Source organism: Xanthomonas albilineans (assembly GCF_002939705.1).
Classification (GTDB): Bacteria; Pseudomonadota; Gammaproteobacteria; order Xanthomonadales; family Xanthomonadaceae; genus Xanthomonas_A; species Xanthomonas_A albilineans.
The window spans coordinates 20,363-45,914 of sequence record NZ_MDCB01000010.1; the positions used below are offsets into that span (position 1 = coordinate 20,363).

At 65.6% G+C, this 25,552-nt stretch carries 22 protein-coding genes and 1 pseudogene; 16 read left to right on the forward strand and 7 right to left on the reverse strand.

Annotation, left to right across the window (positions count from 1 at the left end):
• Positions 1-32 precede the first annotated feature (32 nt).
• The gene (gene radA, locus XalbCFBP2523_RS10090; RefSeq protein WP_045765463.1) at positions 33-1,433 is read left to right on the forward strand and encodes a DNA repair protein RadA; all 1,401 of its coding nucleotides are present in this window, start codon (positions 33-35) and stop codon (positions 1,431-1,433) included.
• 130 nt (positions 1,434-1,563) lie between these two features.
• On the forward strand, positions 1,564-2,391 hold the full coding sequence (locus tag XalbCFBP2523_RS10095; protein WP_045765464.1) for an alpha/beta hydrolase: 828 nt from the start codon (positions 1,564-1,566) through the stop codon (positions 2,389-2,391).
• A 202-nt stretch (positions 2,392-2,593) separates the two neighbouring features.
• On the opposite strand, the gene XalbCFBP2523_RS10100 is transcribed toward XalbCFBP2523_RS10095, so the two are convergent.
• Positions 2,594-4,318, reverse strand: coding sequence for an IlvD/Edd family dehydratase (locus XalbCFBP2523_RS10100; protein ID WP_012915464.1), 1,725 nt, complete (start codon positions 4,316-4,318; stop codon positions 2,594-2,596).
• A gap of 171 nt (positions 4,319-4,489) precedes the next feature.
• Between XalbCFBP2523_RS10100 and XalbCFBP2523_RS10105 the strand changes: the two genes are divergently transcribed.
• On the forward strand, positions 4,490-5,287 hold the full coding sequence (locus XalbCFBP2523_RS10105; RefSeq protein ID WP_045765465.1) for an SDR family NAD(P)-dependent oxidoreductase: 798 nt from the start codon (positions 4,490-4,492) through the stop codon (positions 5,285-5,287).
• Positions 5,288-5,488: 201 nt separating this feature from the next.
• On the opposite strand, the gene XalbCFBP2523_RS10110 is transcribed toward XalbCFBP2523_RS10105, so the two are convergent.
• Positions 5,489-6,466 (reverse strand): LysR substrate-binding domain-containing protein, encoded by a 978-nt coding sequence (locus tag XalbCFBP2523_RS10110; protein WP_045757867.1) that lies wholly within the window; start codon positions 6,464-6,466, stop codon positions 5,489-5,491.
• 152 nt (positions 6,467-6,618) lie between these two features.
• On the opposite strand from XalbCFBP2523_RS10110, the gene araD1 reads away from it, so the two are divergent.
• From araD1 to yjfF, 5 genes are all read left to right on the forward strand, one after another.
• Complete coding sequence (araD1, locus tag XalbCFBP2523_RS10115) at positions 6,619-7,626, forward strand: AraD1 family protein (protein WP_045766655.1); 1,008 nt, start codon at positions 6,619-6,621, stop codon at positions 7,624-7,626.
• A 99-nt stretch (positions 7,627-7,725) separates the two neighbouring features.
• A complete protein-coding gene (locus XalbCFBP2523_RS10120; protein WP_230596693.1) occupies positions 7,726-8,718 on the forward strand; it encodes an ABC transporter substrate-binding protein in 993 nt (330 codons plus the stop codon).
• Positions 8,719-8,729: 11 nt separating this feature from the next.
• The gene (locus tag XalbCFBP2523_RS10125) at positions 8,730-10,241 is read left to right on the forward strand and encodes a sugar ABC transporter ATP-binding protein (RefSeq protein WP_196297578.1); all 1,512 of its coding nucleotides are present in this window, start codon (positions 8,730-8,732) and stop codon (positions 10,239-10,241) included.
• Positions 10,238-11,293 carry an ABC transporter permease gene (locus XalbCFBP2523_RS10130; RefSeq protein WP_045765467.1) on the forward strand — a complete coding sequence of 352 codons (1,056 nt, stop codon included), beginning with the start codon at positions 10,238-10,240 and terminating at the stop codon, positions 11,291-11,293. Before XalbCFBP2523_RS10125 ends, XalbCFBP2523_RS10130 begins: the two co-directional genes overlap by 4 nt.
• Complete coding sequence (gene yjfF / locus XalbCFBP2523_RS10135; protein ID WP_045757871.1) at positions 11,290-12,327, forward strand: galactofuranose ABC transporter, permease protein YjfF; 1,038 nt, start codon at positions 11,290-11,292, stop codon at positions 12,325-12,327. Before XalbCFBP2523_RS10130 ends, yjfF begins: the two co-directional genes overlap by 4 nt.
• A gap of 14 nt (positions 12,328-12,341) precedes the next feature.
• On the opposite strand, the gene XalbCFBP2523_RS10140 is transcribed toward yjfF, so the two are convergent.
• Positions 12,342-13,610: a cation:proton antiporter gene (locus XalbCFBP2523_RS10140; protein WP_045766656.1), complete on the reverse strand. Its 1,269-nt coding sequence runs from the start codon at positions 13,608-13,610 to the stop codon at positions 12,342-12,344.
• Positions 13,611-13,848: 238 nt separating this feature from the next.
• Positions 13,849-15,438, reverse strand: coding sequence for an alpha-N-arabinofuranosidase (locus XalbCFBP2523_RS10145; RefSeq protein ID WP_080928060.1), 1,590 nt, complete (start codon positions 15,436-15,438; stop codon positions 13,849-13,851).
• 429 nt (positions 15,439-15,867) lie between these two features.
• Here XalbCFBP2523_RS10145 and XalbCFBP2523_RS10150 point away from each other — a divergent pair, with 429 nt between their 5' ends.
• A complete protein-coding gene (locus tag XalbCFBP2523_RS10150) occupies positions 15,868-16,920 on the forward strand; it encodes an aldose epimerase family protein (RefSeq protein ID WP_045766658.1) in 1,053 nt (350 codons plus the stop codon).
• A gap of 9 nt (positions 16,921-16,929) precedes the next feature.
• Here the strand turns inward: XalbCFBP2523_RS10150 and XalbCFBP2523_RS10155 are convergent.
• Positions 16,930-17,025, reverse strand: a pseudogene (locus XalbCFBP2523_RS10155) (IS5/IS1182 family transposase); the annotation flags it as partial.
• A gap of 141 nt (positions 17,026-17,166) precedes the next feature.
• Positions 17,167-17,958 carry a cytochrome C assembly family protein gene (locus XalbCFBP2523_RS10160; protein ID WP_045765468.1) on the reverse strand — a complete coding sequence of 264 codons (792 nt, stop codon included), beginning with the start codon at positions 17,956-17,958 and terminating at the stop codon, positions 17,167-17,169.
• Between the two features lie 116 nt (positions 17,959-18,074).
• Between XalbCFBP2523_RS10160 and ffh the strand changes: the two genes are divergently transcribed.
• The 7 genes from ffh to rplS all read left to right on the forward strand — a co-directional run bounded on the left by ffh (position 18,075) and on the right by rplS (position 23,824).
• On the forward strand, positions 18,075-19,451 hold the full coding sequence (gene ffh, locus XalbCFBP2523_RS10165; RefSeq protein WP_012915476.1) for a signal recognition particle protein: 1,377 nt from the start codon (positions 18,075-18,077) through the stop codon (positions 19,449-19,451).
• 169 nt (positions 19,452-19,620) lie between these two features.
• Positions 19,621-20,685 (forward strand): NAD(P)H-dependent flavin oxidoreductase, encoded by a 1,065-nt coding sequence (locus tag XalbCFBP2523_RS10170; protein WP_045766659.1) that lies wholly within the window; start codon positions 19,621-19,623, stop codon positions 20,683-20,685.
• Entirely contained in the window at positions 20,682-21,482 is an 801-nt protein-coding gene (locus tag XalbCFBP2523_RS10175; RefSeq protein WP_045766660.1) for an aminotransferase class IV family protein, read from the forward strand. Before XalbCFBP2523_RS10170 ends, XalbCFBP2523_RS10175 begins: the two co-directional genes overlap by 4 nt.
• Positions 21,483-21,575: 93 nt before the next feature.
• Entirely contained in the window at positions 21,576-21,836 is a 261-nt protein-coding gene (gene rpsP / locus XalbCFBP2523_RS10180) for a 30S ribosomal protein S16 (protein WP_012915479.1), read from the forward strand.
• Between the two features lie 45 nt (positions 21,837-21,881).
• Positions 21,882-22,394: a ribosome maturation factor RimM gene (gene rimM / locus XalbCFBP2523_RS10185; RefSeq protein WP_045765469.1), complete on the forward strand. Its 513-nt coding sequence runs from the start codon at positions 21,882-21,884 to the stop codon at positions 22,392-22,394.
• 89 nt (positions 22,395-22,483) lie between these two features.
• Complete coding sequence (trmD, locus tag XalbCFBP2523_RS10190; RefSeq protein WP_045764339.1) at positions 22,484-23,275, forward strand: tRNA (guanosine(37)-N1)-methyltransferase TrmD; 792 nt, start codon at positions 22,484-22,486, stop codon at positions 23,273-23,275.
• 132 nt (positions 23,276-23,407) lie between these two features.
• Positions 23,408-23,824 (forward strand): 50S ribosomal protein L19, encoded by a 417-nt coding sequence (rplS, locus tag XalbCFBP2523_RS10195; RefSeq protein ID WP_012915482.1) that lies wholly within the window; start codon positions 23,408-23,410, stop codon positions 23,822-23,824.
• Between the two features lie 253 nt (positions 23,825-24,077).
• Here the strand turns inward: rplS and XalbCFBP2523_RS10200 are convergent, their stop codons facing one another.
• Positions 24,078-25,538 carry an MATE family efflux transporter gene (locus XalbCFBP2523_RS10200; RefSeq protein ID WP_045765470.1) on the reverse strand — a complete coding sequence of 487 codons (1,461 nt, stop codon included), beginning with the start codon at positions 25,536-25,538 and terminating at the stop codon, positions 24,078-24,080.
• Between the last annotated feature and the right edge of the window lie 14 nt (positions 25,539-25,552).

Sequence of the window (25,552 nt, forward strand, 5' to 3'; positions counted from 1 at the left end):
AGTGGGACATCCCGTTGTCGTCCGGATGTCCCATGGTCAAGAGCGTCGTCAGCAAAGCCAAAACCGCCTACGTCTGTGGCGAATGCGGTGCCGACTACACGAAATGGCAGGGACAGTGCGCCGAGTGCGGTGCCTGGAATACGCTGAGCGAGATCGTGCTGGAGCGCGCGACCGCAGCGAGCGTCCCAGCCGCTGCGCGGCGCGACGGCTGGGCCGGCAAGGCCGAAACGCCGAAAATCACCGCGCTCAAGGATGTGGAGCAACGCTACCAGGCGCGCGTGTCCACTGGCATCGGCGAGTTCGACCGGGTACTCGGCGGTGGCTTGGTCGAAGGCGCGGTGGTGCTGATCGGCGGCGATCCGGGCATCGGCAAGTCCACCTTGTTGCTGCAGGCGCTGGCGAAGATGGCCAGCACGTTGCCGGTGCTGTACGTGACCGGCGAGGAATCGCTGGCGCAGGTGGCCGGGCGCGCGGTGCGCCTGGACTTGCCGCTGGACGGCCTCAAGGCATTGGCCGAGACGGGTATCGAACACATCCTGCAGCACGCCAGCGCCGCGCGGCCGAAGTTGATGGTGGCCGACTCGGTGCAGACCCTGTGGACCGAGGCGCTGAGCGCCGCGCCCGGGTCGGTCAGCCAGGTGCGCGAGAGCGCGGCGCGACTGGTGCGCTATGCCAAGGAGACCGGCACCGCGGTGTTTCTGGTCGGTCATGTCACCAAGGAGGGCGGCATCGCCGGTCCGCGTGTGCTCGAACACATGGTCGATGCGGTGCTGTACTTCGAGGGCGAGAGCGGTAGCCGCTTCCGCCTCTTGCGCGCGTTCAAGAACCGCTTCGGCGCGGTCAACGAACTGGGCGTGTTCGCGATGGGCGAGAAGGGGCTGAAGGAAGTCTCCAATCCATCGGCGATTTTCCTGTCCGGTGGCAGTGCGCACCAGCCCGGCAGTTGCGTGATGGTCACGCGCGAAGGCACGCGCCCGCTGATGGTGGAAGTGCAGGCGTTGGTGGATACTTCGCCACTGTCCAACCCGCGTCGGGTTGCGGTGGGTCTGGAACAGAACCGATTGGCGATGCTGCTAGCGGTGCTGCATCGGCATGGCGGCATCGTGGTCGGCGACCAGGATGTGTTCGTCAACGTGGTCGGTGGCATTCGCGTGCAGGAGACCGCCGCCGATCTCCCTGTGCTGCTGGCGGTGCTGTCCTCGTTGCGCGACCGGCCATTGGCGGAGAAGACCATCGCCTTCGGCGAGGTCGGCCTGTCCGGCGAGATCCGCCCGGTACCCAACGGCGAGGATCGGCTGCGCGAGGCGGCCACGCATGGGTTCAAGCGCGCCATCGTGTCCAAGGCCAATGCGCCCAAGATCGGCACGGTCAAGGGTATGGAGGTGATCGCGGTGGAGCGGCTGGCGCAGGCGCTGGAGGCGGCGAGCGCTTAGCGGTATGTGCATGCACGCAGTGGTGACATGTCCAGCGGCATGGCGGGCTGACCGGCAATGTCGTCAACGCTGACGCGCTATTTTTTGTTATCAGGCACCATGCAGCCACACGGCGGCCCAGGAGCAAACGATGAAGCCCGGCAATGCAGCCAGAGAGCAATGGCGCCTGGGACCAGGCATTCGTAGACAACTCGTGCTTCTCTATCTTCATGGGTTCTCGGCGAGTCCCGGCGATGCCGGCGATCTGCCGGAGCAGATGGCGCAGGCGCTGGGTGCCAATCTCTACGTCCACCGCTGGCCGGGGCACGGTGAAGCCGCGCCGGACGCGATGCACGGGCTCACCCGTGGGCGCCTGGAGACATCGGCTCTGGAGGCACTGGATCGAGCCTGCGCGATGGGGGATGTCGTTGCGATCGTCGGATCCTCGCTCGGCGCCACGCTGGGACTCTGGCTTGCGGCCACGCGGCCTGCGGATGTTGGCGCTGTCGTTGCGTGGTCGCCCGCGGTGGAGGCTGCCGACCCTGGGTTCCTGGACCAGTTGTGCGCGGCGACCGAGCCGTTGAAGGTGCCCGGAGAGCGTTCGCCGACGGTCCAAGCCTACTGGTCGCAGTGGATACATCCCGATGGCTTCAACGCGCTGCGCGATACGCTCAGTGCAAACGCGGCCGATCCGCCGTGGTCCAGGGTGAAATGCCCGGTGTTTCTCGGCTATTACCGTGATGCAACTGGAGCAGAAGATCGCACGGCATCCGTGCCTGCGATGTTGTCCATGTTCGATGCACTGGGAACGCGCCCGCAGCACAAACGCGCACTGCCGTTCGCCGCCGCGGCTCATGCCATCGGGTCGCCGTATAAATCGCAGCTTGCCGTTGCGGTGGCGACGGCTTCGGTAGAGTTCTTGAATGAAATGCTGCCATGCGTGGTTAAAGCCAGCGCTGTTCAAGCCAGCGCGGGATAAGCAAACGGCAGGAAATCGTAGATGTCGAGCAGGCTGTGGGGGACGATGGTGCAGGGCAACCGGCTGAGATCATGATGCTGCGGTGACGCGCAGGCGCGTCCGATTGCACGTGGTGGCTGGCGTCGTTCGAGGTTGCTGTCAGCAGCGCACAGCGACACGCTGCAGGTGCCGCTGAAACCGCTCCTGCATTGGAGTCCAGCGCCTAATGCGAATCGCGCGCGACCTCTGCGCCGCTGCCGCCGACCAGAAAATCCAGGTCCGCCCCCAGATGTGCTTGTTGCACGTGCTCCACGTACAGCTTGCTCCAGCCGCGCGTCGGGGCGGGCAACGGGGTCCATTCGCTGCGTCGGCGTAGCAGTTCCTCGTCGCTCACTTCCAGATGCAGCGAGCGGCCGGGAACGTCGAGTTCGATGATGTCGCCGTCGCGCACCAGTGCCAGCGTGCCGCCGGTGGCGGCCTCGGGCGAGGCGTGCAGCACCACGGTGCCATAGGCGGTGCCGCTCATGCGTGCGTCGGAGATGCGCACCATGTCGGTGATGCCGGCGCGCAGCAGTTTCGGTGGTAGCGGCATGTTGCCGACCTCGGCCATGCCGGGGTAGCCGCGCGGGCCGCAGTTCTTCAGCACCATGATGCAGTCGGCGTCGATGTCCAGCGCTTCGTCGTCGATACGCGCTTTCATGTCTTCGATGCTCTCGAATACCACCGCGCGGCCACGGTGCCGCAACAGGTGCGACGAGGCGGCGGAGGGTTTGATGACCGCGCCGTCCGGGGCCAGATTGCCACGCAGCACGGCGATACCGGCCTGCTCGCGGAACGGCGCATCCAGTGCGTGGATCACCGCGCGGTTCCAGCACGGTGCCTGCACGACGTTCTCGCCCAGGGTGCGACCGTTGACGGTGCGCGCATCCAGGTCCAGTTCGGCGCCGAGTTCGCGCATCACCGCCGGCAGTCCGCCAGCGTAGTAAAAATCTTCCATCAGATAATCGCCCGATGGCTTCAAATTGACCAGGCACGGCAGGCGCGAGCCTAATTGGTCCCAGTCGTCCAGGCTCAGCGGCACCCCGATGCGACCGGCGAGGGCAAGCAGGTGGAGCACGGCATTGGTGGAACCACCGATGGCGGCGTTGACCTTGATCGCGTTGGCGAACGCCTGCCTGGTCAGAATCTGCGACATGCACAGGTCTTCTTCCACCATTTGCACGATGCGCCGACCGCTGAGCCGCGCCAGCCGCGCGCGGCGCGCATCCACGGCCGGGATCGCCGCATTTTCGGGCAGCGACATGCCCAGTGCCTCGACCATGCTGGCCATGGTCGAGGCGGTGCCCATGGTCATGCAGCTGCCTTTGGAGCGTTGCATGCAGGCTTCCGCTTCGACGAACTCCTCCTGCGCCAGAGTGCCGGCGCGGACCATCTCCGACATCTGGATCACCCCGGTGCCCGAGCCCAGCGGCTGTCCGCGCCAGTTGCCCGACAACGAGGGGCCACCGGATACGCCGATGGTCGGCAGGTCGACGCTGGCCGCTCCCATCAGCAGGGACGGTGTGGTCTTGTCGCAGCCCATCAACAGCACCACGCCATCCAGCGGATTGGCGCGGATCGATTCCTCCACGTCCATGCTGGCCAGATTGCGGAACAGCATCGCGGTCGGTCGCATCTGCGTCTCGCCCAGCGACATCACCGGGAATTCCAGCGGAAATCCGCCGGCTTCGTAGACGCCGCGTTTGACGTGTTCGGCCAGTTCACGCAGATGGCCGTTGCATGGGGTCAGTTCCGACCAAGTATTGCAGATGCCGATCACCGGGCGGCCATCGAACATGTCGTGCGGATGGCCTGCACTCTTGAGCCAGCTGCGATAGTAAAAGCCTTGCTTGCCTTCGCGTCCGAACCAGGCCTGGCTGCGGCGTGGCGGTTTGCTGGGTGAGCCCATGCTGGCGTTCCTCGTGTCCGGGTCGCCGGGTTCCGCCTGTGTGCAAGCCGCCCCCGGATGCTTTACGCAGATGATGCTAGCGGGCATATTGATACATGAAAAATAACAAATATCTGGTTAACGATATTTGTTTTTACATGCGGCAACCCCATTCATCTAGAGCGAAACGGCATGGACAACTCGGCAAACGCAGCGTCTTCTTCCCATGCTCAGGCAACATACGGCAGCTTGCGTGGGCGTCGGGTGTTCATCACCGGTGGCGGCTCGGGCATTGGCGCGGCGTTGGTCGAGGCCTTCGCTGTGCAGGGCGCGCAGGTGGCGTTCGTGGATGTTGCCGCCGAGGCCAGCGCGGCGCTGGTCGAGCGTCTGGCTGCCGCTGGCCTGGTCAAGCCGTGGTGGCGCCGTTGTGACGTCACCGATGTGGTGGCGCTGCAAGCGGCGATCGGCGAGGCGGCGACCGAGCTGGGCGATTTCCATGTGCTGCTCAACAACGTCGGCAGCGACGACCGCCACGCGTTGGACGCGGTGACCCCGGCGTACTGGGAGCGCTGCGTGGCGATCAACCAGCGTGCCGCGTTTTTCGCTATCCAGGCGGTGGTGCCTGGCATGCGTCGGCTCGGTGGCGGCGCCATCGTCAACCTCGGCTCCACCGGCTGGCAGACCAAGACCGGTGGTTATGCGGTCTACGCCACCGCCAAGTCGTCGGTGAACGGTCTCACCCGTGGCCTGGCGCGCGAACTGGGCGCAGCGCGGATCCGCATCAATGTGCTGACCCCGGGCTGGGTGATGACCGAACGCCAGATCACGCTGTGGCTGGACGAGGCCGGCGAGCGCGAGTTGGCCCGCAACCAGTGTTTGCCCGATAAAGTGATGCCGGAAGACATTGCGCGCATGGCCTTGTTTCTGGCCTCGGACGAGGCGCGTGCGATCACCGCGCAGGAGTTCGTGGTGGATGCCGGTTGGACTTGATGCACATGCCTGCGTGCGCAGTTGGGGGTTCTACTGGTGACGGTTGTTGTCGCAGGGACGGTAGTCCGACAGGATCGCTGTGTCTGGTGGGTTCTTAATGTGTGCGTTTGTGTGTGCGTTTGCGGCGACCAACCGCGCTTCTATAGCGAGCGTGCAGGGACGCGGTAGACGTGTGCATTGTCCTTGCTTGCGGCGCTGGCGTCATGCGTGGGTGAGCGGCTCCGCGTCCGGCATGGCGATGCCATACACCTTGGCGGCGGCGTCTTGCAGTGCTTGCAGCATGATCCGCGCGCTGGGCGAGAGCAGCCAGTCCCTGCGGGTGATGATGCCGAACGCATCCATGCAGCAGGATAGTTCCACCGGCACGATTGCCACGCTGCCGTGGTCGACGAAATGCCGGGCCACGTCCACCGGCACTACCGCGACATGATCGCTGTGCCGCAGCAACTGCGGCAGCACCGCCAGCGCGGAGGTTTCCAGCACGCGTTTGGGCGCTTCCAGCCCGACGTTCTGGAACATCAGTTCGAAGCGGTGGCGCAATACGCTGCCGTCCGGTGGCACGATCCAGGCGGCGTCGGCCAGCGCACGCAGCGACGGTGGAGGGCCTGCCAACAACGGATGCTCGGGACGGACGATGGCGCAGATGTGTTCCTCGGCCAGTGCCTGATAGTGCAGGTGACGCTTGTCGTGGCGTGCGAGCAGCCGCGCGACCACGATGTCGAGCTTGTTCTGCGCCAGTTGTTCCAGCAGCACGTCGCTGCCGTCCACACGCAAGGCCACGCGCAGTAACGGATGCTGCGCGCCGACCTGGGCCAGTGCGGTGGGCAGCAGGCTCATCGCCGGCCCGGCGATTGCACCGACGCTGACGTTGCCGGCATACCCGGCTTTCAGCGCCTCGATTTCGGCGCCGGCCTCGTTGAGGCTGGCCAGGGCGATGCGTGCGTGGCGGATCAGTGTCTCGCCATACCAGGTCGCGCGCATGCCGCGCGGCAGGCGTTCGAACAGGGGGACGGCCAGCATGTCTTCCAGATCCTTCAATAGCTTGGAGGCGGCCGGTTGCGATATGTTCAATGTCTCGGCGGCGCGATGGATGTTGCCTGCTTCCTCAATGGCTAGCAGCAGCATCAGTTGACGGGTCTTGAGGCGGGCGCGGACGAACCAGGGTGTGGCGGTAGGCATGATGCGCCGAAGTATACGAATGTTCGTATAATTTAAGCCAAAATCGATATTTGTTGCATATAGGTCATGCCGCCAGAATGACCACGCACGTCGCCTGGTGGACGTTCCTGCGCCGCGCGAAATTTTCCCCGTATTCGACAGGCGACCGATTCATGCGATTGATCCAGTTGCGCGAGGCCTCCGGTGTTCCTGCTGTGGGCGTGGTGGAAGCCGAGGGCACCCAGGTTCGGGTGCTGCGCGAGGTCGCCTCGACCTACGCGTTGGCCAATGCAGCGCTGGCCGCCGGTTGCAGTCTGGACGCGCAGGCCATGGGCCTACGCAGCGAGCGTGTGCTGGATTACGCCGAGTTGCTGGCGAGCGGCCGGGTCTTGTCGCCGTTGACCCATCCTGACCCGGCGCACTGTCGCGTCACCGGCACCGGCCTGACCCATCTGGGCAGCGCCGCCACCCGCGATGCCATGCACCAGAACCTGCAGCAGCAGGCCGATGCCGGTACGCTCACCGATTCGATGAAGATCTTCCAGCTTGGCGTGGAAGGGGGCATCCCGCGCGACGGCCGGCCCGGCGCCCAGCCGGAGTGGTTTTACAAGGGCGATGGCAGCATTCTGGTGGCCCCGGGCGCCGCGCTGCCGTCGCCGGATTTCGCCCTGGATGGCGGCGAGGAGCCGGAATTGGTCGGGCTGTACGTGATCGCTGCCGACGGTGTGCCGTGCCGGCTCGGCTTCGCGCTGGGCAACGAATTTTCCGACCACGTCACCGAGCGGCAGAACTATCTGTATCTTGCCCATTCCAAGTTGCGCGCCTGCGCGGTGGGGCCGGAACTGCGCAGCGGCGAATTGCCGCGCGACCTGCGCGGTAGCAGCCGCATCCGTCGCGGCGATGCGGTGATCTGGGAGAAGCCGTTCGTCACCGGAGAAGCCAATATGTGTCATTCGCTGGCCAATCTCGAATACCACCATTTCAAGTACGCCGCGCACCGCGTGCCGGGCGATGTGCATCTGCATTTTTTCGGTACCGCCACGCTCAGTTTCGCCGACGGTGTGCAGACGCAGCCGGGTGATCGTTTCGAGATCGAGCTGCCTGCCTTGGGCGCGGCGTTGGTCAATCCGTTGCAGCGGGTGCCCGCCGGGTTCGATTTGGGCGGTGTGCGCGTGTTGTAGAGATCGGTCCCATGCGCGCGCCGACCTGGGAGGCCAGGCGGCCGCTGCGGCGCGAACGCCGCATGCGCCACCCGCGCGCCAACACAGTGAGGAAGGGCTATGCAGAACTCGGGAATGCGTGCGGCGATGTTGGGGATGCTGGCAATGCTGGGATTGGCCCTGGGCGGATGCTCGGGCGGCGGCAAGGACGCGGGCAAGGCATCGGGACAGATCACGGTCGGCTTCAGCCAGGTGGGCGCCGAGAGCGAATGGCGCACCGCCAACACCGCCTCGATCAAGCAGGCCATCGCCGATGCCGGAATGAAGTTGAAGTTTTCCGATGCCCAGCAGAAGCAGGAAAACCAGATCAAGGCCTTGCGCTCGTTCATTGCCCAGCGCGTGGACGTGATCGCGTTTTCGCCGGTGGTGGAATCGGGTTGGGAGACCGTGCTGCGCGAGGCCAAGGTCGCCAATATTCCGGTGGTGCTGACCGACCGCGCGGTGAAGGTGTCCGACCAGAGCCTGTACGTCACCCTGATCGGCTCGGACTTCGTCGAGGAAGGGCGCAAGGCCGGCCGCTGGTTGCTGCAACAGTCGCCGTTGAAGGATGGCGATCAGCCCGTGCGCATCGTCGAATTGCAGGGCACGGTGGGGTCGGCGCCGGCGATCGACCGCATGCGCGGTTTCAAGGAGGTCATCGCCGGCAATCCGCGCTTTCAAGTGGTGCGCTCGCAGAGCGGCGACTTCACCCGGGCCAAGGGCAAGGAAGTGATGGAGGCGTTCCTGAAAGCCGAAGGCCGCCACATCGACGTGGTGTACGCGCATAACGATGACATGGCTATCGGTGCGATCCAGGCGATCGAAGAGGCAGGATTGAAGCCGGGCAAGGACATCCTGGTGATCTCCATCGATGGAGTGAAAGGCGCGTTCGAGGCCATGCAGGCCGGCAAGCTCAACGTCACCGTGGAATGTAATCCGCTGCTCGGCCCGCAATTGGTACAGGCGATACGCGAGATCAAGGCCGGTAAGTCGCTGCCCAAGCGCATCGTGGTCCAGGAGGCGGTGTACACCCAGGCGCAGGCCGCGGCCGAACTGCCCAAACGCAAATACTGACGGGCACGCGCATGAATCCGGTCGTGCTGGATGCGCAGGGCTTGAGCAAGGCCTATGCCGGCGTCGCTGCGCTGGAGGATGTCGGGTTGTGCCTGCGCGGCGGCGAGATCCATGCGCTGATGGGCCAGAACGGCGCCGGCAAATCGACCCTGATCAAGCTGTTGACCGGGGTGGTCGCGGCCGATGCGGGGCGCATCGCGCTCGATGGCGTGGCGATCGCGCCGGCCTCGCCGCTGCAGGCGCAGCGCTTGGGCATCAGCACCGTGTACCAGGAAGTGAATCTGTGTCCGAACCTGTCGGTGGCGGAGAATCTCTTCGCTGGCCGCTATCCGATGAAGGGCTGGCTGCGGCGGATCGATTGGCGGCGGGTCGAGCGCGATGCGCAGGCATGCCTGCGGCGGCTGGGCGTCGCCATTGATGTGCGCCGAGCGTTGTCCGCGTATCCGGTGGCAGTGCAGCAGATGGTGGCGATCGCGCGCGCGGTGAGCGTCTCTGCTCGGGTGTTGATTCTCGACGAACCGACCTCCAGCCTCGACGAAGGTGAGGTCGCCGATTTGTTTCGGGTGATGCGTGCATTACGCGCGCAAGGCATGGCGATCCTGTTCGTCACCCATTTTCTGGATCAGGTCTATGCGGTGTCCGACCGTATCAGCGTCTTGCGCAACGGTCGTCTGGTCGGGGAATACGCGCCGGTGGATCTGCCAGCGCCGCAGCTGGTCGCGGCGATGGTCGGGCGCGTGCTCGATCCAGCGGCTACCGCTGCTGAGGCCGCTGCGCCGCTGGTCGAGCAGGGGCCAGCGCTGGTGCAGGTGCAGGGGCTGGGCCGGCGCGGCCACCTGCATCCGACCGATCTGCACGTGCATCGTGGGCAGGTGCTCGGCTTGGCCGGTCTGCTCGGCGCTGGTCGCACCGAACTGGCTCGGCTCCTGTTCGGTCTGGATCGTGCCGAGTGCGGGCGCGTACTCATCGATGGCCGCGAGGTGGTGTTGCGCGGTCCGCCCGATGCGATTGGTCATGGTTTCGCATTGTGTCCGGAAGAACGCAAGACCGATGGTATCGTCGCTGAACTATCGGTGCGCGAGAACATCGTCTTGGCGCTGCAGGCGCGCAGGGGCCTGCGCCGTTTCCTGGCCCCGGCGGAACAGCGGCGCATCGCCGAGCGCTTCGTCGAGGCGTTGGGGATCAAGGCCGCCAGCGTGGAAACGCCGGTGGGCCTGTTGTCCGGCGGTAATCAGCAGAAAGTGGTGCTGGCGCGCTGGTTGGCGACGCAGCCGCGGTTGCTGATCCTGGACGAACCCACGCGCGGAATCGACATCGCGGCCAAGCAGGACATCATGGCCCGCATCCTGGCGTTGGCGCGCGAGGGCATGGCGGTGGTGTTCATTTCTGCCGAGGTCGCCGAGATTGCGCGTATCGCCGACCGGATCGCGGTGCTGCGCGAGCGCCGCCTGGTCGGCGAACTGCCAGGCGGCTGCGGCGAGCGAGTGGTGTTCGATCTGATCGCCGGGAGCGCGGTGGCATGAATGCGGCCAGCGCGTCGGTTGCGAATCCACAGCGATGGCTGGCGTGGCTGTGCGCGCATCCTTTGTTCTGGCCGCTGGCGACCTTGGCGTTGCTGCTGCTCGGCAATGGCGTGTGGAATCCGGGTTTTCTGTCGTTGCAATGGCGCGACGGACATCTGTACGGGACCTTGATCGACATCGGCAATCGTGCCGCACCGTTGGCGCTGGTGGCGCTGGGTATGACCCTGGTGATCGCGGTGCGCGGCCTGGACATCTCGGTCGGCGCGGTGGTGGCGATTGCTGCCATGGTGGCGGCCTGGACGATCGGTGGCAGTGAACATAGCCGCTTCCCATTCTGGGTGGTGCTGTTCGCGCCGCTGCTGGTCGCGGCGCTGTGCGGACTGTGGAACGGGCTGCTGGTGGTCAAGATCGGCATGCAGCCGATCATCGCCACGCTGATCCTGATGGTGGCCGGACGCGGTATCGCTCAGCTGATCGGCGATGGACAAATTTTGACCATTTACTACGCGCCGTACTTTTATCTCGGCAATGGGTTCCTGTTCGGGTTGCCGTTTGCCCTGTTCGTGGTCGCGGCGGTTTTCCTTGTCCTGCAGTTGTTGCTTGGACGCACGGCGTTGGGCTTGTTCGTGCGGGCCATCGGCCATAATCCGCGTGCCGCGCGCGTGGCCGGGGTCAAGGCGCGGCTGATCTCGGTGCTGTTGTACGTGTTCTGCGCATTCAGCGCGGGCCTGGCCGGGGTGTTGATCAGTTCCAACGTCAAGAGCGCCGATGCCAACAATGCCGGGCAACTGATGGAACTGGACGCGATTCTCGCAGTGACGCTTGGCGGTACCTTGCTCGATGGCGGCCGCTTCAGCCTTGCGGGCAGCGTGATCGGCGCGCTGATCATCCAGACCCTGACCGCCACCATCTATGCGCTTGGCGTGCCGGCGCAGGTCACCATGCTGATCAAGGCGCTGCTGGTGTTCGCGGTGATGCTGCTGCAGTCGCCACGGTTCCGTGCCAGCGTGCGCGGTTGGGTACGGCGACCGTCTGCCGGGAGGGTGCGATGAGCGCGCCCGCACCGCGTGTTGCCGTGCAGGGCATGCTGGATGGCCTGCGCCGGGCCGGAGCGTTGCTGCATGGCGCGCGTCTGCCGTTGGCGATCACAGTGGTTCTATTCGTGGCGATGCTCGGCGCCGGTGGCGTACTCTACGATGGTTTCCTGTCGCCGCAGGTATTGGCCAATCTGCTGATCGACAATGCATTCCTGTGCATCGTCGCGGTCGGCATGAGTCTGGTGATCCTCAGTGGCGGCATCGATTTATCGGTGGGTGCGGCGTTGGCGTTCACCACGGTGTTGTCGGCGTCGCTGGTCGAACGCCACGGTTGGTCGCCGCTGGCGGCGATCCCGCTGGTGTTGCTGATCGGCACCGCCTTCGGTGCTGGCATGGGGGTGCTGATCCAGCGTTACCGTTTGCAGCCGTTCGTTGTCACGTTGGCTGGCATGTTCCTGGCGCGTGGCGCCAGCTATCTGGTCAGCGTCGATTCCATTCCGATCACCAATACGCTGTACATGGCGATCGCACAAACCCGCGTGCCGGTTGCGGCTGGCGTGTCGCTCTCGGTCGGCGCGCTGATCGCGTTGGCGACGGTGGCGCTGGGCATGTGGCTGGCGCACTGCACGCGCTTTGGTCGTTGCGTGTATGCGCTGGGCGGTAGCGAGGCCTCGGCGCGGCTGATGGGGTTGCCGGTGGATGCCACTCAGGTCCGGGTGTATGCCTTCAGCGGTTTTTGTTCGGCGTTGGCCGGGGTGGTATGCACGTTCTACATGCTGTCCGGTTACAGCCTGCATGCGTCGGGGCTGGAACTGGATGCGATCGCCGCCGTGGTGATCGGCGGCACGCTGCTCGCCGGTGGCAGCGGTTATGTGATCGGCACGCTGTTCGGCGTGCTGATGTTGGGGGTCATCCAGACGCTGATCGTATTCGACGGCACGCTCAGTTCGTGGTGGACGCGGATCGTGATCGGCGCGCTGCTGTTGGTGTTCTGCCTGTTGCAGCGCTTGTTGACCCGGCGTGGGCCTGGTGGTGCGGCAGAAGGTTGAGCGCAGATTGCTGGCTAGTTGCTGTTGCCGGCCATGGTCGATGTTGTCGCGTGCGTGCCGTCATGGCGCATCACCCAGTTGAACAGCGGTGTGGCTATCAGCGTGGAGGCGATGGCCATCAGCACCAGGATCGAAAACAGTCCTTGTTCGATGACCCCGGCTTGTAGGCCGATGTTGATGATGATCAGCTCCATCAGGCCGCGTGCGTTCATCAGTGCGCCGATTGCCATGGCGTCGCGGTTGTTCTCGCCGCTGGCGCGTGCCGCGGCCCAGCAGGCGATGCCCTTGCCCAGGAACGAGGCCAGCAGGATCGCCACGGCGGACAGCAGGATTTGTGGGTCCAGCAGTACGCTGAGTTGCGTCTTGAGTCCGGAGAAGGTGAAGAACATCGGGAGCAGGAACACCACCACGAACGGTTGCAGTTGCGCGCGCAATTTTTCGGTCAGCGCGCCCTTGGGCAAGCAGGCGCCGAGCAGGAAACCGCCGAACACCGCGTGGATGCCGATTGCGTCCATCGCCCAGGCGCTCAGGCAGAACAGCATCAGGACCACGGCCAGCACGCTGGTGCTCAGAGGTTGGTCGGGATCTACATGATCGGCCAGTCGACGCAACCCATGCCGCCCCAGCAATAGCATGAACAGCGCATAGCCCACGCCACCGCCGATTGCCAGATAGGCGCTGCCCCAACTGCCGCCGAAACTCGCCAGTACGATGGCGAGGATGCACCAAGCCGCCGCATCGTCGATTGCACCGGCGGTCAGCGCCAGGGTGCCGAGCGAGCTGCCAGTGAGGCCGCGCTCGTGGATGATCCGTGCCAACATCGGGAATGCGGTGATGGCGATCGCCGCGCCAAGGAACAGCGAGGCGTCCACGATCTTGGCCTTGGCCGAGAACAAGCCCGGCACATGCAGCAACCATGGTACTAGCAGGAAGCCGAGCGCGAATGGCACGGCGATGCCGGCCAGCGACACGTGCATCGCGCTGCGGTAGCGCGCGCGCAAATGCGCGCTGCGAAAATCGGTGCCGACCAGAAACATATACAGGCCCACGCCGAACTGCGCGGCCACGTAGAGCATGTCCAGTGTGGGTTTGGGGAATAGCGCCTGCTGCAGGCCCGGTAGCGCCGCGCCGAACAGCGATGGCCCCAGGGCGACACCGGCGATCATCTCGCCGACCACCTGCGGTTGGCCCAGGCGTTTGGCGAGCATGCCGACCAGCCGGCACGCGAGCAGGATGGCGGCGGCTTGCAGAAAGAAATAGACCGACAGTTGCGGTGTGGTCACGATGGGGTGGGTCTCGAATGGCTGCGCGGATGATAGGAGCGCGGCGTGGCGAAATCCATGCATCTCCAGCGTCGCTGTGGTTGCGGCATGGCGCGGGTGTGCCGACGTTGCGCGAGCGTCCACGGGGCTTGCACCGTGCCGCCGCCGCCGCGAGCTGCTTTTGCGACGACGACCGCGCCATCTTGCGAATCATGCCTTCGCGGCAGCGGCAGCGCGTTGGCACTGCCGTGATACGCGATTACTGCAACTCCAGCATCACGATGGCCTTGGCTGGCAGCGTCACCTGCAGCGTGTCGCCGCGCACGCTGGCGCCGGCGAAGGCGGTGGGCTGTACCGTCTGCGGTTGCGCGAAGGAGTTGAGCGCGGTCATCGCCGGTGCGCTCAGGAGGCGGCCGCCGACGTGGCGCGCCTGCACGCCTTGCAGTCTGATCGCCACATCGGCGCTGTGGTTGGGGTCCAGGTTGGTCAGTGCCACGTAGATGTGTCCGTTCTTGGCCCGCACCGCCGAACCATGCACGGCCGGCACGGTGTAGCTCCCATGCTTGTAGTCGGGCGTCTGCAAGTGCAGCGGCAATGCGGTCGCATCCTGGTACGGCTTGTACATTGCGAATACATGGTAGGTGGGCGTCAGTAGCATCTTGTCGCCATCGGTCAGGATCATCGCCTGCAACACGTTGATCATCTGCGCGATATTGGCCATGCGCACGCGGTCGGCATGGGCGACGAAGATGTCCAGATTGAGCGAAGCCACCAGTGCATCGCGCAGCGTGTTCTGCTGCCGCAGGAAGCCTGGGTTGACGTCGGGCAGGCCCTTGTACCAGGTCCCCCATTCGTCGACCACCAGCGGGATTTTCTTGTCCGGGTCGTACTTGTCCATGATCGCGCTGTGTTTGGCGATCAGTTCGTCCATCGTCAGCGTGCGCGACAGCGTTTCGATCCATGCCGTCTCGTCGAACGTGGTGGACGAGGCGCGCGGCGGCCAGCCGCCTGGGATGGTGTAGTAGTGCAGACTCAGGCCGTCCATGTATTTGCCGGCCTCGCGCATCATCACTTCGGTCCAGTGGTAGTCGTTGTCGCTCGGGCCTGGCGCGATCTTGAGGATTTTCTGGTCGGCCGGCGACTTGACGAAGGTCTGGTAGCGGCGGAACACGTCCGCCGCGTACTCGGCGCGCATGTTGCCGCCGCAGCCCCACAACTCGTTGCCGACGCCGAAGAACGGCAGCTTCCAGGGCGCATCACGGCCATTGTGGCGGCGCAACTCGGCCAGGGTCGAGTGCGTCGGTGCCGTCATGTACTCCACCCACTGCGCCATCTCGTCCGGCGCCGCATCGCCGACGTTGCCGGCCACGTAGGCCTGGGCGCCGACCAGTTCAGTGAAGTCCATGAATTCGTGGGTGCCAAAGCTGTTCGGTTCCTCGACGCCGCCCCAATGGGTGTTGACGCTGGTCGGGCGCTGCTTGCGCGGGCCGATGCCGTCGCGCCAGTGGTATTCGTCGGCAAAGCAGCCGCCAGGCCAGCGGATGGTCGGGACGTCCAGTGCCTTCAGCGCGGCCAGTACGTCGTTGCGGTAGCCGTGGGTATTGGGAATCTTCGACTCCGGACCGACCCACACGCCGCCATAGATGCCGTTGCCCAAGTGTTCGGCGAATTGGCCGAACAGGTTGCGCGAGACGGTCGCGCCTGGGTGGTCGGCGGCCAGCGTGCCATGCACTTCGACCGCGTCGGCCTGCGTCAGTGCGGCGCTCAGCGTCAGTGTCGCCAGGGCGATGAGTGCCAGGCGTTGCCGCCAATGCGTGGCGAGGTGGTGCAGCGAACGGATCGAGTACATCGGAATCTCCTCAATACTGGCCAGCGCGGTATCGCGCTAGGGAAGGGTGGCGCGTAGACAGTGGCTTGCGCCAGCGTGTCGCCGACGCTATACCCATCGCGCAGCGCACACGTATGAACGCCGAGCGTTGGAAACACGCGAAGCGCTGGCGTCACACGTGCAGCGTGCTGTCTTGCGTTCGCGTTCGTTCTCCCGTGCGATGGGCGGTGCCGCTGTCCACGGCGGATCGAGCATAGAGGACCGCATGAGGCGGCGACCAATGCTTTAAATCGGCTTGCGTATAACCGGATTGCAATGCTGCGCTGCGGTGTGTCGCCGTCGGTGCTGCCCCGCGCCGCTGCGATGCTGCATGGCGATGGCCGCCACGTGTCCGTCCTGGGTATGCTGCACGCCACGCTGGCGCGTGTGCCGGCAGAACCTGGAGTCTGCATGTCATCGATCTTCGGCCATCTTCCCGACGGCACCGCCATTCATCGCCTGGTCCTGGACAGCGGGCATCGCCTGCGCGCCGAACTGCTGACTTACGGTGGTCTGCTGCGCAGCCTGCGCCTGGACACCGCGCACGGTCCTGTCGAAATGGTGCTGGGGCTGCCGACGTTGCAGGCGTATCTGCACGATCCGGCGTATCTGGGCGTGTTGGTCGGTCGTTTCGGCAATCGCATCGCCGGGTCGGCGTTCACGCTCGATGGGCAGCGTTATCCTTTGACCGCCAACGAGGGGGCTAACCACTTGCACGGCGGCGCACAGGGTTTCGGACGGCGCGTGTGGACGGTCGTGGCGCAGTCCACGAGCGAACTACAACTGCGTTACGACTCGCCGGCCGGCGAGGAAGGCTATCCCGGAGCGTTGCGGGTGGAAGCGGCGTTTCGTCTGCACGATCATTGCCTGGAGTTGGAGTTCGTCGCGCAGACCGATGCGCCCACGCCGCTCAACCTCACCCATCATCCGTATTTCAATCTGGCCGGCGATCCCGCCGTGGCCGCGGCGGCGCAGTGGCTACGCGTGCCCGCCGAGGGCTACCTGCCTGTGTGCGACGCGGGCATGCTGCCCCGCGGCGAGATCGCCGGCGTTGCCGCCACGCCGTTCGATTTCCGCAGCCCACGTGCGATCGCCGACAAGGACATCGCCGCCGATCCGCAACTGTGCCTGAGTGCCGGTTACGATCATTGCCTGGTGCTGGCGCAGGTGCGCGACTACAGCGCGCTGCTGTACTCGCCGTACAGCGGCGTGGCGATGCGTCTGGACAGTCCGATGCCGGCGCTGCAACTGTACGAGGGGCAGGGGCTGGACCGGCAGCATCCGCACCTGGGGCGCGGCATTTGTCTGGAGCCGCAAGGCTATCCAGATGCACCGAACCAGCCTGGGTTCCCCGACACGATCCTGCGCCCGGGGCAGATCTATCGGCATCGCATCCAATACCGCTTTGCCGAGGTCGGTGCGGGCGCCGATTGGGCTGCGGTGGAGGCCGCACTGGTCGGGTGAGGTCACGCGCCTGCGCGGCGCTGTCTTCCTGCGGGCGCTCTCGAGCAATTCCCTGGCCTGCTCGAACTGCTCGCGCTTGATGCCGCTTGGATAGGCTTTTCTCATCCTCCGAGCTTCTCATGCTCGCGGGAGACTTTGAACACGCTCTAAACAGCGCATGTTGTTCGCGCCGATCTGCACGGTATAGGCGTCGCAGCGTGCGCATGCGCTACGAGCAAGCATGCATTGTTCGGTGGCGTGTGGTGCTTATTGCAGGTGGCCCAGGAGCACTTCGATCACGAACTTGCTGCCGAAAAACGACAGCAGCAACAACAGCATCGCCACCAAGGTCCAGTGCACCGCCTTGACTCCGCGCCAGCCGTAGCGCCAGCGGCCGAACAGCAGTGCGCCGAACACGATCCACGACAGCACGCTGAGCACGGTCTTTTGCACGAGCTGTTGCGCCAGGAAATCCTGCACGAACAAGACCCCGGTCAGCAGGGTCAGGCTGAGCAGGATGAAACCGACCACGATCGTGCGGAATAACAGGGTTTCCAGTGCGGTCAGCGGCGGCAGTGCGCGCAACCACGGGTGGAAGTCGCGACGCCGCAGCGCGCGTTCCTGTAGCCACAGCATCGCCGCCAGCAGTGCGGCGATGCCCAGCGTGGCGTAGGCCAGCAACGCCAGCCAGGCATGTAGTTGCAGCCGCCAATCCAGCAGTGGCGCTGGCGCGTGGCCGTAACCGTGGTAGGCCAGCAGCAGCGTCGCCGAGAGAGGAAAGACCACCACGCCGAGCGCGGCCATGCGCCCGCTGGCGCCGACCAGCGCGGTCATCAACGCCATCCCCAGGCTCACCAGCGACAGCGCGGCGAAGAAGTGCATGTCCGGGCCGCCGGGCGTATGCAGCGCCACCTGCACGTGGTATGCCGCGTGCAGCACCACCGCCGGCAACGCCGGCCACAGCCACACGCGGCTGCGCTCCACCCGGTCGCGCACGACCGCGCCAACGAGCAGGCCGGTCGCGGTCAGGTATAGCAAGGTGGCGACGAGGATGAGCATCGCGTCAGTTTCGCATATCGCGCCGAGCCTGGTGATGGTGGCGGCCGCTGCGCCACGGGGATCGCCAACGCGCAGGGCTATAATCAAAGACCGTTTCCCGTCTGCGATCCGCCCGCATGTTCGAATCCTTAACCCAGCGTCTCTCCGGCACCATGCAGCGCCTGCGCGGGCGTGGCCGCTTGACCGAGGAGAACATCCGCGAAGCCACGCGCGAGGTGCGCATTGCCCTGCTCGAGGCCGACGTTGCGCTGCCGGTGGTGCAGGCGCTGATCGAACGCATCAAGGTGCGCGCGGTCGGTCAGGAAGTGCTCAAGAGCCTGACCCCGGGTCAGGCGCTGATCAAGGTGGTGCGCGACGAGTTGACCGCGGTGATGGGCTCGGCCGCCAGCGACCTCAACCTCAACGTGCCTGCACCGGCCATCGTGTTGATGGCGGGCTTGCAAGGCGCGGGCAAGACCACCACTGTCGGCAAGCTGGCCAAGCATCTGAAGGAAAAGCGCAAGAAGAAAGTGATGGTGGTCAGCGCCGACGTGTATCGGCCTGCCGCGATCGAACAGCTCAAGACCTTGGCCGAGCAGGTCGGTGTGTTGTTCTTCCCGTCCGAATCCTCGCAGCAACCGGTGGACATCGTTCGCGCCGCCATCGCCGATGCGCGCAAGTCCTTCGTCGACGTGCTGCTGGTCGATACCGCCGGCCGCCTGGCCATCGACGAGGCGATGATGGCGGAGATCAAGGCGTTGCATGCCGCGATCACCCCGGCCGAGACACTGTTCGTGGTCGATGCCATGACCGGCCAAGACGCGGCAAACACCGCCAAGGCGTTCAGCGATGCGCTGCCGCTCACTGGCGTGGTGTTGACCAAGACCGACGGCGATGCGCGCGGCGGCGCCGCGCTGAGCGTGCGTTACATCACCGGCAGGCCGATCAAGTTCATCGGCGTGGGCGAGAAGCCCGATGGTCTGGATGTCTTCCATCCCGACCGCCTGGCCAGTCGCATCCTGGATATGGGCGACGTGTTGTCGCTGGTCGAGCAGGTCGAGCAGCAGGTCGACAAGGACAAGGCACAGAAGCTGGCGGAGAAAGTCGCCAAGGGCAAGAAGTTCGACCTCAACGACATGCGCGACCAGCTCGAGCAGATGCAGAACATGGGCGGCTTGTCCGGATTGATGGACAAGCTGCCGGGCATGGGGCAGATCCCCGAGCACCTCAAGCAGCAAGTGGCCGGTAACAAGGAGGTGCCACGCATGATCGCCATCATCGGCTCGATGACCAAGAAGGAGCGGCGCAACCCGGCCTTGCTCAACGGTTCGCGCCGCGCGCGCATCGCCCGCGGTTCCGGTACCCAGCCGGCCGACGTCAACAAGTTGATGAAGCAGTTCCAGCAGATGGAAAAGATGATGGGCAAGCTCGCCGGCGGCGGCATGAAGGGCCTGATGCGCGGCATGAAGGGCATGATGGGTGGCATGGGCGGCGGCGGCCTGCCGTTCCGCTGAGTGCTGAACACGGCACGGGCTTTGTGTCCTTTCGTTGGCGATTGTTCTCTGTGTTTTTGGTCTTGGTGTTGCAGTCGATGAGCCGCTGGGTAGTGCTGTCGGCGACTGCGCAGTGGCCCAGGCCAGTCGCCGTTACCATGCGTGTTCTGTTGATCATTGGAGTCGCATGATGGGGGACTTGTCGCGGGTCGACGCCTTTCGGCAGCGGTTCGGGTTGCGCCTGCCGGTGCTGCTCAGTCCGATGGCCGGAGCGTGTCCTGTGCCACTGTCGGCAGCCGTGGTTGCGGCCGGTGGTATGGGCGCAATGGGGGCGGTGTTGTCCTCGCCGCAGGACATCGTCGCGTGGATGGACGCCTTTCGCGCTGCTTGCAGTGGACCGGCCCAGATCAATCTATGGGTGCCGGATCCACCGCCGTTGCGCGATGCGTCTGCCGAGGCCGACATGCGTGCTTTTCTCGGCGCCTGGGGGCCGCCGGTGGATCCCAGCGCTGGCGACGCGGCGCCAGCCGACTTCGCTGCGCAATGCGCCGCCGTGTTGGAAGCGCGTCCGATGGCGGCCTCCTCGATCATGGGGCTGTTCCCGCCCGCCTTTGTCGCGCAATTGAAGCAGGCCGGCATCGCCTGGTTCGCCTGCGCCACCACGTTGGAGGAAGCGCTGGCTGCGCAGGAGGCCGGCGCCGATGCGGTGGTCGCGCAGGGGGCCGAGGCCGGCGGCCATCGCGGTGCGTTCGATGCGGCCAGCGCCGAGCGCCAATTGACCGGATTGTTCGCGTTGTTGCCGCGCCTGGTCGATCGCCTGCAGGTGCCGGTGATCGCGGCTGGCGGTATCGGTGACGGTCGCGGCATCGCCGCTGCATTGGCCCTGGGCGCGAGCGCGGTGCAGATCGGCACCGCGTTGCTGCGCACGCCGGAAGCGGCATTGGCGCCGGCCTGGGCCAATGCGCTGGCCCAGGCCGAACCCGAACACGCGGTGCTGACGCGCGCCTTCTCTGGCCGCCTGGGTCGTGCGCTGACCAACGACTATGTGCGCGCCGCCGCCGCGCCTGGGGCGCCAGCGCCGCGGCCATACCCCGTGCAACGCGGCTTGACCACGCCGATGCGCCAAGCCGCGCAGCAGGCCGATCATCTGCCGACCATGCAGGCTTGGGCTGGACAGTCGGCATGGATGGCCCAGGCGCAGCCGGCGCCGGAACTGGTGGCGCAGTGGTGGGCGCAAGCGCAGGCTTTGCGGTGAGCGCGCGCGTGTTTCACGCCGGGAGGCTGGCGGATGCGGAGGTGCTGGCCGCGGCGGCGCTAGTCAACTACGGCCACTTCAGTACGCTGCAGGTGCGCGATGGCGCGGTGCGCGGGTTGGATCTGCACCTGCAACGGCTGGATCAGGCCAGTCAATTGCTATTCGGCAGTGCGTTGCTGGCCGAGCACGTGCGTGCCGAATTGCGCGCGGCGCTGGCTGAGTTCGGTCATGCCGATGCCTCGCTGCGCGCCACGGTGTTCTCGCCGCGCTTCGCGTTGCGTCGTGCCGATGCGGTTTGCATGCCGGAGTTGCTGGTTTCGCTGGATGCGCCAGCGGTGGCGGACGTCGCGCCATTGCGTCTGCGCAGCAGCGTGTTCGCGCGCGAATTGCCGCAGATCAAGCATGTCGGTACCTTCGCTGCCTTCCACCAGCGCCGCCTGGCGATGCAGGCCGGGTGCGATGATGCATTGTTTGTTGATGCGCACGGATGGGTGGCCGAAGGCACGACCTGGAACCTGGGTGCGTGGGATGGGCAGTGTCTGCATTGGCCGCAGGCGCCGGCCCTGCGCGGAACCCAGGAGCGCTTGTTGCAGGCGGGATTGGCCGCGTTGGGCGTGGCGCAGCAAGTGCGACCGTTGCAAGTGCACGAGTTGGATGCGGACATGGCCGCATTCGTCTGCAATGCCCGTGGGCAGCAGGCCATCGCCACGGTGGATGGGCGCGCGTTGCGGCCTGCCAAGCAGGTGTTGGAAGTACTGGAGGCCGCATTGCGCACCCAGCCATGGCAGTCGATCTGAACGGCTGGGGCGACTTGGCAGCGCGCGTAGCAGTGGTTATCATTGCCAGTTCACCGCGCCATCCTGGCGACTGGGCAACACCGGAACTCAACCATGGTCAAGATCCGCCTTACCCGTGGCGGCGCCAAGAAGCGCCCCTTCTACCACATCATCGTCACCGACGTGCGCAGCGCGCGCGACGGCCGCAACATCGAACGCCTTGGCTACTACAACCCGGTCGCGCAGGGCGCAGAGCCGCGCGTGGTGCTGGACATGGCCCGCGTCGAGCATTGGGTGTCCAATGGCGCGCAGCTGACCGACAAGGTGCGTAATCTGTGCAAGGAAGCCACCAAGGCCCAGGCCGTCGCGGCCTGATCCTGTGGGCCGCGCCATCTGCGTGCGGCCCTTGCGTTTGCTCCGATGAAAGATAGCCAGCGCCGCATCCTGCTCGGTCGGGTTCTCGGCGCGTTCGGCATCCGTGGCGAGGCCAAGCTCGAATCGTGGACCGAGCCGCGTCTGGCCATTTTTCGCTATCAACCCTGGATCGTGCGCAAACCCGACGGCAGCGAGAGCACCCTGACTGGCGTGCGTGGTCGCGCTTCCGGCAAGTCCCTGATCGCCAGCCTGCCCGAGGTGAGCGATCGCGATGCGGTCGAAGCCTTACGTGGCACCGAGATCTACGTAACGCGTAGTAGCTTGCCGCCGCCGCGTCCGGATGAATACTACTGGGTGGATCTGGAGGGTCTAGACGTGCGCACCGTCGAAGGTGTGGCCTTGGGGCAGGTATCGCACCTGTTCTCCACTGGCGCCAACGATGTGCTGGTGGTGCGCGGCGAGCGTGAGCGGCTGGTGCCGTTCGTGCAGCCGGATTACGTCAGGTCGGTGGATTTCGAGGCCAACCTGATCGTGGTCGATTGGGATCCCGAGTTCTGAGTCCGGCAGGGGCTTGCACAGCAGCGGCGCATGCCTAGGCTTTGCGAGTCCCGAGTCCCGAGTCCCGAGTCCCGAGTCCCGAGTTCACCATGCGCATCGACGTCATCAGCCTGTTCCCCGAGTTCGTCGCCCAGTGTGCGGCGTTCGGCGTGGTTGGCCGTGCGCAGGAGCGCGCGCTGTTGGGTCTGCATGGCTGGAATCCACGCGACTACGCCAGTGGGGGCTACCGCAAGGTGGACGACCGTCCGTTCGGCGGCGGGCCGGGCATGGTGATGATGATCGAGCCGCTGCAGGCCTGTTTGCAGGCAGTGCGCGCAGTCGATCCGCAGCCGGCGCCGCTGATTTACCTCAGTCCGCAGGGGCAGCCGTTGACCCAGGCCAAGGTCCGCGAACTGGCCGTACTGCCGCGCCTGCTGCTGCTGTGCGGGCGCTACGAGGGTGTGGACGAACGTTTCGTTGCCGCTGCGGTGGACGAGGAAATCTCGATCGGCGACTACGTGCTGTCCGGCGGCGAATTGGCCGCGGCGGTGCTGGTGGATGCGCTGACCCGGTTGCAGGAGGGCGCGTTGAACGACGCCGAGTCCGCGGCCCAGGACAGTTTCGAAGGGCCGGACGGCCTGCTCGATTGTCCGCACTATACCCATCCGCGCATGCATGCCCTGGGCGAGGTTCCGGCTGTGCTGCGCTCCGGTAACCACGCCGAGATCGCACGCTGGCGGCGGATGCAGGCGCTGGGGCGGACCTGGCGGCGGCGTCCGGAGTTGCTGGACGCCGCCGCGTTGAGTGCGACCGACCGGCGTTTGTTGCAGGAATTCCGCGAGGGTATGGATGTTCCGCCACCGCCCGAGCCGCCCAAACCGGAAAATCCTTCCAAGCCCTAGCCATGGGCATTGGGCTGAGTTAAAATGCCCGGCTTTCCGGCCAGTGCGTTGCTGACTCGGCCCGGCCCGATATCGTGCAATCGCCGTGTGGCGACTGCCGGACCACCTCACCAGACACAAGCGGTGCCCATCATGAGCAAGCTCAACAAGACCATCCTGGCCGACTTCGAAGCCGCCCAGATCCAGCGCAAGCTGCCGGAGTTCAACCAGGGCGACACCATCGTCGTCAACGTCAAGGTCAAGGAAGGCAACCGCGAGCGCGTGCAGGCCTACGAAGGCGTGGTGATCGGCACCAAGAACGGGGGCCTGAACTCCTCCTTCACCGTGCGCAAGATTTCGCACGGCTACGGCGTCGAGCGCGTGTTCCAGACCCACAGCGCTACCATCGAGTCGGTCGAAGTGAAGCGCCGCGGCAAGGTTCGCGCCGGCAAGCTGTATTACTTGCGTGGCCTGGAAGGCAAGGCTGCGCGCATCAAGGAAGACTTGGCCGCTGCCGCGCAGGCCAAGGTCGCCCGCCAGGCTGCTGTGGCTGCCGCCAAGGCCGAATAAGCTTCTCCGGCGGCGACTGGTCGCTGCTGCAACGGCCGCCTCCGGGTGGCCGTTTGCGTTTTTGCGATTGCTCGGTGTGGCGATGCGGGGGCGCACGCTGGGCGTGGCGGAGGAGGCGGCTTTTTTGCATCGAGCGTGAGTTCCGCCCAGCAGCGGTTGTGGCATCTGCATCATCGGCCAGCACGGTTCCGTTCAATCGCTGCTAGTCCCCGCAGCACGTGCTGGCGATTGACTGAGGGCTGTGGGACGGGTTTCAGCGCCTCGGGTCCTGTGCGGTTGGCACCCCGACTACTGGCGCAGGTGGTTGCGTTGCGACGTCGGTGGGGTGGGTCAATGCGTCGGCGTGCGGTTGCGCGAGCATCCGCGCCTTGCGCCAGTTGCCCCAGCGGTAATAGCTCAGCGACAGCAGCATCGCGCAGATGGCGCTGGTCGGGAAGCTCCACCACACTGCCTCCGCGCCCAGGTAAGGTTGCAGTAACTGCGCGAATGGCACGCGCACGCCCCACAGCGCCAGCGCCAGGATCAGCAGGGGCGGGATCACCGCGCCGGTGGCGCGGACCACGCCGGAAATCACGAAGGTCACGCCGAAGAACAGAAACGACCACAGCGTAATGTGGTTGAGATGGCGAGCGATTTCCAGCGCCGTGCTGTGGGGTGGCAGGAATAGCGCGAGCGTCCAGCGGTCGAGCAGGATCAGCGGTGCGATCAGGGCGCCGGTCATCAGGAAGTTGAACAGCACGCCCTTGCGTGCGGTCGCCGCGACCCGGTCCCAGCGCTGCGCGCCGACGTTCTGCGCGGCCATCGACGAACAGGCGACACCGATCGCCATCGCCGGCATCTGTAGATAGGCCCACAATTGCAAGGCGGCGCCGTAAGCGGCCGAGGTATCGGTGCCGTAGGTGTTGACCAGCGAGATCAGTACGATCATCGCCAGCGAGATCAGCGCCATTTGCATGCCCATCGGCAGGCCCTTGACGACCAGCGCGCGCATGATTGGCAGATCCACCCGGAACAGGTGCAGGTCGCGGCGGCCAAGCCACAGCACGTGGCGCTTGCGGCGCAGGTATAGCAGCAGTCCGCTGAGTGCGATGCCTTGTGCGATGAGCGTGGACCAGGCGGCACCGGCGATCCCCAGTCGCGGGAACGGTCCCAGCCCGAACAGCAGCAGCGGGTTCATGACGATGTCCAGCACCACCGACAGCAGCAGAAAACGAAACGGCGTGCGCGAATCGCCGGTGCCGCGCAGCGCCGCTGACAGGAAACCGAACGTGTACAGCAGTGGCATCGCCAGAAAGAACACCCGCAGGTAGGCCTCGGCCAGCGGCAGCGACGCCGCCGGGGTTCCCATCGCCGCCAGCAGGTGCCGGGCCAGCCACCAGCCGCTGGCGGCGATCAGTACCGAAATGCCGATGAAGAAGCTCGTGCTGGTGCCCATCACCTGACGCGCCTGCGCCATGTCGTTGCGGCCAATCGCCTGGCCGATCAGGATCGTGGCGGCGATGCCGATACCGAACACCGAACTGAGCACGAAAAAGATGATGCTGTTGGCGTTGGCCGCTGCAGTCACCGCGGCCTCGCCGAGGTAGTGGCCGATCCAGATCGCATTGACCGAGCTGTTGAGCGATTGCGCGATGTTGCCGGCCAGGATCGGCAGCGAAAACAGCAGCAACTGCCGGCCGATCGGTCCTTCGGTGAGTGCGCCGGGCTTTTGCATTGGATGCGTAAGGG

Coding starts and splice junctions, on each gene's coding strand:
- radA (WP_045765463.1), top strand. CDS start 33: ATGGTCAAGAGCGTCGTCAGCAAAGCCAAAACCGCCTACGTCTGTGGC.
- XalbCFBP2523_RS10095 (WP_045765464.1), top strand. CDS start 1,564: ATGAAGCCCGGCAATGCAGCCAGAGAGCAATGGCGCCTGGGACCAGGC.
- XalbCFBP2523_RS10100 (WP_012915464.1), bottom strand. CDS start 4,318: ATGGGCTCACCCAGCAAACCGCCACGCCGCAGCCAGGCCTGGTTCGGA.
- XalbCFBP2523_RS10105 (WP_045765465.1), top strand. CDS start 4,490: ATGGACAACTCGGCAAACGCAGCGTCTTCTTCCCATGCTCAGGCAACA.
- XalbCFBP2523_RS10110 (WP_045757867.1), bottom strand. CDS start 6,466: ATGCCTACCGCCACACCCTGGTTCGTCCGCGCCCGCCTCAAGACCCGT.
- araD1 (WP_045766655.1), top strand. CDS start 6,619: ATGCGATTGATCCAGTTGCGCGAGGCCTCCGGTGTTCCTGCTGTGGGC.
- XalbCFBP2523_RS10120 (WP_230596693.1), top strand. CDS start 7,726: ATGCAGAACTCGGGAATGCGTGCGGCGATGTTGGGGATGCTGGCAATG.
- XalbCFBP2523_RS10125 (WP_196297578.1), top strand. CDS start 8,730: ATGAATCCGGTCGTGCTGGATGCGCAGGGCTTGAGCAAGGCCTATGCC.
- XalbCFBP2523_RS10130 (WP_045765467.1), top strand. CDS start 10,238: ATGAATGCGGCCAGCGCGTCGGTTGCGAATCCACAGCGATGGCTGGCG.
- yjfF (WP_045757871.1), top strand. CDS start 11,290: ATGAGCGCGCCCGCACCGCGTGTTGCCGTGCAGGGCATGCTGGATGGC.
- XalbCFBP2523_RS10145 (WP_080928060.1), bottom strand. CDS start 15,438: ATGTACTCGATCCGTTCGCTGCACCACCTCGCCACGCATTGGCGGCAA.
- XalbCFBP2523_RS10150 (WP_045766658.1), top strand. CDS start 15,868: ATGTCATCGATCTTCGGCCATCTTCCCGACGGCACCGCCATTCATCGC.
- XalbCFBP2523_RS10160 (WP_045765468.1), bottom strand. CDS start 17,958: ATGCTCATCCTCGTCGCCACCTTGCTATACCTGACCGCGACCGGCCTG.
- ffh (WP_012915476.1), top strand. CDS start 18,075: ATGTTCGAATCCTTAACCCAGCGTCTCTCCGGCACCATGCAGCGCCTG.
- XalbCFBP2523_RS10170 (WP_045766659.1), top strand. CDS start 19,621: ATGGGGGACTTGTCGCGGGTCGACGCCTTTCGGCAGCGGTTCGGGTTG.
- rpsP (WP_012915479.1), top strand. CDS start 21,576: ATGGTCAAGATCCGCCTTACCCGTGGCGGCGCCAAGAAGCGCCCCTTC.
- rimM (WP_045765469.1), top strand. CDS start 21,882: ATGAAAGATAGCCAGCGCCGCATCCTGCTCGGTCGGGTTCTCGGCGCG.
- trmD (WP_045764339.1), top strand. CDS start 22,484: ATGCGCATCGACGTCATCAGCCTGTTCCCCGAGTTCGTCGCCCAGTGT.
- rplS (WP_012915482.1), top strand. CDS start 23,408: ATGAGCAAGCTCAACAAGACCATCCTGGCCGACTTCGAAGCCGCCCAG.
- XalbCFBP2523_RS10200 (WP_045765470.1), bottom strand. CDS start 25,538: ATGCAAAAGCCCGGCGCACTCACCGAAGGACCGATCGGCCGGCAGTTG.